Annotated in this window: 1 rRNA gene; it reads right to left on the bottom strand. The window is 56.6% G+C overall.

Annotated elements, in window-relative coordinates:
* Positions 1-53: 53 nt before the first annotated feature.
* A 23S ribosomal RNA gene (locus EIZ45_RS46650) occupies positions 54-2,822 on the bottom strand; the annotation flags it as partial.

Genomic DNA, 2,822 nt, shown 5'->3' with positions numbered 1-2,822 from the left:
AGGGGTGACCGGTGTGGTGTTTCAGAACCGTAGAGTGGATGCGTAACATCTTCGTGGGCAAGTCCTCGGCCTATTAGTACCAGTCAACTCGACAACACATTACTGTGCTTCCATTTCTGGCCTATCAACCCAATCGTCTCTTGGGGGCCTTAACCCACAAAGGGGTGGGATACCTCATCTTGGAACAGGCTTCCCGCTTAGATGCCTTCAGCGGTTATCCCTTCCGAACATAGCCAACCAGCCATGCCACTGGCGTGACAACTGGCACACCAGAGGTCCGTCCGTCCCGGTCCTCTCGTACTAGGGACAGCCTTCCTCAAGTATCCTGCGCGCGCGGCGGATAGGGACCGAACTGTCTCACGACGTTCTAAACCCAGCTCGCGTGCCGCTTTAATGGGCGAACAGCCCAACCCTTGGGACCTACTCCGGCCCCAGGATGCGACGAGCCGACATCGAGGTGCCAAACCATGCCGTCGATATGGACTCTTGGGCAAGATCAGCCTGTTATCCCCGGGGTACCTTTTATCCGTTGAGCGACACCCCTTCCACCAGGAGGTGCCGGATCACTAGTCCCGACTTTCGTCCCTGCTCGACATGTCTGTCTCACAGTCAAGCTCCCTTGTGCACTTGCACTCGACACCTGATTGCCAACCAGGCTGAGGGAACCTTTGGGCGCCTCCGTTACCCTTTAGGAGGCAACCGCCCCAGTTAAACTACCCATCAGGCACTGTCCCTGAACCAGATCATGGTCCGAGGTTCAGATTCCCAATCCGACCAGAGTGGTATTTCAACAACGACTCCACACCCACTAGCGTGAGCGCTTCACAGTCTCCCACCTATCCTACACAAGCCGAACCGAAAACCAATACCAAACTATAGTAAAGGTCCCGGGGTCTTTCCGTCCTGCCGCGCGTAACGAGCATCTTTACTCGTAATGCAATTTCGCCGGGCCTGTGGTCGAGACAGCCGGAAAGTCGTTACGCCATTCGTGCAGGTCGGAACTTACCCGACAAGGAATTTCGCTACCTTAGGATGGTTATAGTTACNNNCCACCGCCGTTTACTGGCGCTTAAATTCTCAGCTTCACCCACAAAGTGAGTTAACCGGTCCTCTTAACGTTCCAGCACCGGGCAGGCGTCAGTCCATATACATCGTCTTGCGACTTCGCATGGACCTGTGTTTTTAGTAAACAGTCGCTTTCCGCTGGTCTCTGCGGCCAACCACCCCTCCGTCCGCAAGGGACTTCAAGATGCTTGGCCCCCCTTCTCCCGAAGTTACGGGGGCATTTTGCCGAGTTCCTTAACCACAGTTCACCCGATCGCCTTGGTATTCTCTACCTGACCACCTGTGTTGGTTTGGGGTACGGGCCGTGCATGCACTCACTAGAGGCTTTTCTCGACAGCATAGGATCACCCACTTCGCCTCAAACGGCTACGCATCACGTCTCAGCCTGTTGCCATGCGGATTTGCCTACATGACGGCCTACACGCTTACACCAGGACAACCATCGCCTGGCGGAGCTACCTTCCTGCGTCACCCCATCGCTTGACTACTACGGAATCAGGTCCCACGCTCCACACACGGAATCCGTCCGAAGACTTCAACCGCGGCTTCGGGTGGTTAGTGTCAACCGCCTCGCCATGGGCGCACATGCTCGGGTACGGGAATATCAACCCGTTGTCCATCGACTACGCCTGTCGGCCTCGCCTTAGGTCCCGACTTACCCTGGGCGGATTAGCCTGGCCCAGGAACCCTTGGTCATCCGGCGGCAGAGTTTCTCACTCTGCATTCGCTACTCATGCCTGCATTCTCACTCCCGCACCCTCCACGACTCGCTTCCGCGGCCGCTTCCCTGGATGCAGGACGCTCCCCTACCCATCCACACCACTGCACAAGAACCCGAAAGCTCTTGCGGATGTATTGTGTNCGGCCGCTTCCCTGGATGCAGGACGCTCCCCTACCCATCCGTGCCACTGCACCAACCCCGAAGGACTGGCGGATGTATATGCATGAATGACACAGCTTCGGCGGTGTGCTTAAGCCCCGCTACATTGTCGGCGCAGGACCACTTGACCAGTGAGCTATTACGCACTCTTTCAAGGGTGGCTGCTTCTAAGCCAACCTCCTGGTTGTCTGGGCAATCCCACATCCTTTCCCACTGAGCACACACTTAGGGGCCTTAGCTGGTGTTCTGGGCTGTTTCCCTCTCGACGACGAAGCTTATCCCCCGCCGTCTCACTGCCGCGCTCTCACTAACCGGTATTCGGAGTTTGGTTGATTTCGGTAACCCGGTAAGGCCCCTAGACCATCCAGTAGCTCTACCCCCGGCAAGAAACACGCGACGCTGCACCTAAATGCATTTCGGGGAGAACCAGCTATCACGGAGTTTGATTGGCCTTTCACCCCTACCCACAGCTCATCCCCTCAGTTTTCAACCTAAGTGGGTTCGGGCCTCCACGACGTCTTACCGTCGCTTCACCCTGGCCATGGGTAGATCACTCCGCTTCGGGTCTAGACCACGCGACTCAATCGCCCTATTCAGACTCGCTTTCGCTACGGCTACCCCACCCGGGTTAACCTCGCCACGCAGCACTAACTCGCAGGCTCATTCTTCAAAAGGCACGCCATCACTCAACAAAGTGAGCTCTGACGGCTTGTAGGCACACGGTTTCAGGTACTCTTTCACTCCCCTCCCGGGGTACTTTTCATCTTTCCCTCACGGTACTCGTCCGCTATCGGTCTTCAGGAAGTATTTAGGCTTACCGGGTGGTCCCGGCAGATTCACAGCAAATTCCACGAGCTCGCTGCTACTCGGGAACACC

The sequence above is a fragment of the Amycolatopsis sp. CFH S0740 genome (assembly GCF_004522315.1).
In the GTDB taxonomy this organism is placed as follows: domain Bacteria; phylum Actinomycetota; class Actinomycetes; order Mycobacteriales; family Pseudonocardiaceae; genus Amycolatopsis; species Amycolatopsis nivea.
Note: the sequence above shows the minus strand (reverse complement) of the source record. Positions and strands in the feature narration are given on the sequence as shown.